Origin of the sequence: Streptococcus mitis SK597 (assembly GCF_000148545.1) — a bacterium.
Lineage (GTDB): Bacteria > Bacillota > Bacilli > Lactobacillales > Streptococcaceae > Streptococcus > Streptococcus mitis_C.
Genome location: NZ_AEDV01000104.1, coordinates 1 through 4926 on the forward strand (window position 1 = coordinate 1; position 4926 = coordinate 4926).

The 4926-nt window shown below is 35.1% G+C and carries 2 protein-coding genes; both read left to right on the top strand.

All coding sequences use genetic code 11. From position 1 onward, the window contains the following. Window positions 1–1140: LPXTG cell wall anchor domain-containing protein (locus SMSK597_RS0103450; RefSeq protein ID WP_000574553.1), on the top strand; the 1140-nt coding region annotated here is incomplete at its 5' end. Window positions 1141–1996: 856 nt separating this feature from the next. After that, window positions 1997–4926: YSIRK-type signal peptide-containing protein (locus tag SMSK597_RS12465; RefSeq protein WP_000428918.1), on the top strand; the 2930-nt coding region annotated here is incomplete at its 3' end.

Sequence of the window (4926 nt, forward strand, 5' to 3'; positions counted from 1 at the left end):
AAAGACAAAGTCGTAGAAACGCCGATTGAACCAGAAGTTGAGTATGTTAGAGATGGTGAACGAGAAGTTGACACACCTAATGAACGCGTTCAAGGAGCTAAAGGTAAAACAGTTACAACAACTACTTACGATGTAGATTCAAACGACGGTCATATCACAGAACACGTTGGCAACCCAGTAGTAAGCCCAGCAGGTAAGACAATTGTTAAAGTTGGTGCGAAAACTAAGGTTGAACAATCTAAAGATTCTGAAGGTCTCGATGTAATTGATACCACTACCTATGAAGTTGATCCAAAAACAGGTAAGGTAACTCCAACAACTGTTCGAACTTATGGGAAAACGAAAGAACCAAAAGTAGAGTTAGAACAAGATCCTAAGACAGGTGATGTTACAGTGACACCGAAGAAACCAGATGGGTCAACATATCCACCAGGAACTAAGGTAGAAATCCCAGGTAAAGATGGTAATCCAATCGTCGTTACAATCGATGAAGATGGTAAAGGTAAAGTACCAAACAGTGATCTACCAAACGTAGAAAAAACAGGTACAGGTAAGATTACTGAACCAGGTAAATCATCTGTGGAAGTTCCTAAGGTAACAACTTTTGAAAACGATGTATTACCGGGTTCAATTGCATTGCCAGAGCTAATGATTGAGGTTCGATGGATTGATGAAGATGGAAATGTATTGAAACCATCCGTTAAGACAGGTAATGAAAAGGATGCTGAACATGAATCAATTCCAGGATATGAATTTGTACGAACTGTGATTGATGAAAATGAACCAGTAATTACCCACATTTTCAGAAAAGTAAGTGGAACTACAATTCCAAATATAATTCCAGTAATTCCAGTCACACCTGATACTAATGGAAATTCTGGTCATGATACACCTGCGCCAACAATTCCAAATGCAGTTGCTCCGAATGTAAATCATGAAGATACTACAGATACTATTGACAATGGAGCTAAAGCAAATGATTCTCAAAATGTATTGCTAAATACAGGAACAGAATCAAATGATTCTCAAAATGTATTACCAAATACAGGAACAGAATCAAATGTAACTCTTGCCTCTCTAGGACTTCTTGGTATTCTAAGTGGTCTCGGACTTGCTCTTGGAAAGAAAAAAGAAGACTAAAATAAAAATTTAGTCAAAATATGAACTATTCATTATTAAGTGGACAATGAATACAAAAGATTAAAAAACGGCCTTGTTCCTCATTTTAAGAGGTACAAGGCCGTTGTTGTATTCTAGAAAAAGTAGATATCAATAATCGTATAGTAGATTGAAATAAGATATGAACAAATTGATTGGGAAAGTCAAATTAATTTCTAGAAATGTTTTAGCAATCATGACGTACTATTCTAGACTCAATATACTATACTAAGAGATAATGAATTGAAATAAAATGTGCACAAATCGATTAGAGGACTTAGATAAATTTCTAAAATGAATTAGAAGTTGTCTTATACTATTCTAGCTTCAAGCCATTATACTCATTTGAAATCAAAGTTCCCCATTTGTTGATAGACTATTCAAAAAATATCGTTGTATAGGTATATACTTTGAAACTAAAATGATAGGATGTTTAATTAAAACTATAATATTTTTGTTTATAAGACGAAAGTTTATGAATTTGATTTTAAAATTATGAGTAGGATATCTATTGTTATGCAGAGTCATTTTGATTATTGTAGACTTGTTGGTTGTGCTTTCTTGAAATCTTTAAATCAGCTGTATTTAGACTATTTTGTTTGATTAAAAACATTGAAAATGGTATAATCTAGCTGTAATAGCTGTAATAGCTGTAATAGCTGTAATAGCTGTAATAGCTGTAATAGCTGTAATAGCTGTAATAGCTGTAATAGCTGTAATAGCTGTAATGTGTAAGAAATGCTCATTATAGTAGGTTTCATGGGTACATTACGATAAGGTGTGTAGCTATGAAGGTTGCTTTTTTATTTGATTTTGTGTTTTAACATCAGGAGGGACAATGGAAAATAAATCAAATTCACTCAATAGAATAAAGCGTCATCAACGTGAAAAAGTCCTGCGCTTTTCTATTCGTAAGTATAGTTTCGGTGCGGCTTCAGTTGCTATTGCAGCACTGATGTTTTTAGGTGCGCGCGTTGTTAGTGCGGATACTGTAAGCGGAAGTAGTTCACCATCTACTGCGGGTGTAGTACAACCTAACGATAAGGGCGACTCGCCTGTGGGTATTAAGGATGAAAATAAATCAGAAGTAGCCAATAATTCTTTAGAAAATAAAGAAGTTGCACTTGTTGAAAATAGTAGTAATACGGTTGATAAAAGTCAGTTAAGAACAGTAGTTGAAGAATTAAATTCTCTTCTTTCAACTAAATTAAACCTTGACGATTCAGTGCTTTCTTCTGTAAAAGAAAGAGTTCAGAGAGCTCAGGCATTACTAGATAAAGCTGATGCAGTTCAAAAAGATATTAATGAACTAAAAGAACTTTTGTCTGCTGATTTAGCTACTTTATCTAATGCGGTAAAAGAATCAAGTGAGGTTAGAGAAAGTAATACTGGAACTGAGGCTGAAAAGCCAGCGAACCAATCTTCTCCTGAAGTAAGAGCAAGCGAAGAGAGTCAAACTGTTTCAGCTAAAAAAGATTCTTTGAAATTATCTGTAGATCAATTGCAAGCAGCAATTTCAGAAGTTCCTGAACATGATACTACGAAAGAAGTTCTTGAAAAAGCCAATGAAGTCATGGTCTTAGCTCAAGGTGTTCTTCAGAATACTACAGTCTCTCTAACAGATGTTGAACAAATGAACAAACTTGTGAAGCGAATGTTTAACTCTGTTAAAAACGCTACATTGCGTTTGAGTTCAGGCTCTCACGATCCTCGTAATGGTCAGAGAATGACCCAAGGTACTGGCGAAAGGGCAGCAGCTGTATCTTCAAGATGGACTAACCAAGATAATCTATTAAGTTACCAACGATTCCGTGCAACTGACGAAAATGGAAGAGTTAGAAATGACGATAGACAATTTACAGAAAATAAAGTGGATATGACCGCTCGAATTGAGACAATTGACGGTGTGAAATATGCAGTTTATGATATTTTCTTTAACAATGATGGTAAGTCAATGGTTAGGTTGAGTAGACAACAACTATATAATGTTATTTTACCTCCAAAAATTTTAGATTTACAGTCTAGCGGTGCTTATAAGTCAGACACTATTAGAGATTTACACTTTGACACATATAGAAGAAATAATCAAAATGAAAGTGGTACTCTTTCTCAAAATCCTGATAAATTCACTTATGAGTCAACTCAAAATTTTCACTTTTTAAATGACAATGGACAATCGAAAGGGAATCTAACATATTTTTACAATTTAGGTGTTCGTCAGAGTGGTAGATCATATGATCAAGATATGAAAGATTATTTTAAAAACAATAAAAATGATCCCTTTTTAAAAAAAGCAGTGGCATTAGATGGAGTAAACAAGAGTTGGAGTTATGGTATAGGGGTGAGAACCAATAATCCAACAGCCGCTGTACATATGCATTTTAAAGCAAAATTAAGATCAGATGTAACGGATGAAGCTGTTAAAAAAGCATTTATCCTAGCCATTGCAGGTACTTATGGAGAGACAACAAACCAATCCTATGTTTTTGGATCAGGAAAAAATGATAACGAAAATGTAGAACCAACTGTTAAACAAAGTGCAAAATACCCTATAAGCGGTAGAGAGGTTACAAAGAAAGTCGATGCCCCTCTTGGCGATCTAGATAAGCCGGTGGATGCTGGTTTCGTAACAGGAAATAATAACTTCCCTACAGATATCCGTTGGAGTTGGCCAGATGGGAAACCAAATACGACTACAGCAGGGGTATTTCGTTATAAAGTGAAAGCACAGTACTCTGATAATACTTCAAATACTACTGATGCAACATTGAAAGTGCTTCCAAATAAACCTGAGATTGACCAAAAGTCTGTAAATGAAAAAGCAGGGAAGACTGGGCAAACGGTTACTGTAAATGTAGGTAAGGGAGTTCCTGATAATTCTACAGTGACATTATATAGTGGTAATACGGTTATTGGAACTGGGAACACTAAGGGAACAACTGCTACAATTACGGTATCAAAAGCATTACCGTCTACAGCCATTACAGCTAAAACAACTGTCAAAAATAATGGCACAGTAGAGTCAGAGTTTAGTGCACCTGTAACACCAACAGAAGTTCCTGACAAGGCAGCGCCAACAGTATTGATTAATGGAAAAAAATTAACAGAAAATGCGGATGATAATCGTTTTATTATTTATCGTGGAGCAAACTTCAATCCTACATTTAGAGTTCAGGATGATAAGAGCAATCATGTAAACTTATCAATTACTGGACTTCCAAACGGAGTTGCAAATGTCACGACTAGTGGTGGTAAAGAGTTTAATTATACAATTCCAGATAATACTGTAGCAAATGAGGCTCCGTTTGGAGAAAGTATTGCAAGTGTCGTTGCATCGGATGGTCGTAATAGTGCAACATATAAATTTAAATATCGTATTGTAGATATTCAAGCAAAAAATAGTACGACAGAAAATCGTGCTCTTGGAAGTGCATTAGGAGATCCTCATGATCACTTCAAAGTAGCAGAAAGTAATACTGTAGAGAACGATAAGTACTATCCAACTGGTATGCAGTTTAAATGGATAGAATTAAATCGTAGCACAATCACAACTACTGATGTTCCTAATACAACAAATTTAAACGAATTAGGGAATGTTACTAAGTATTTTGCTACGGCTGTATTCCCTGCTGTGAAGAATACGAAAGAAATAGATCGTGTAAATTATACAATCTATTCACCTAAACAAAAAGCAATACCAATAACGTTTAATGTGACGGATAATGTTAAACCAACAGTAAAACTTGTTGGTGATAATGGATCTGACAC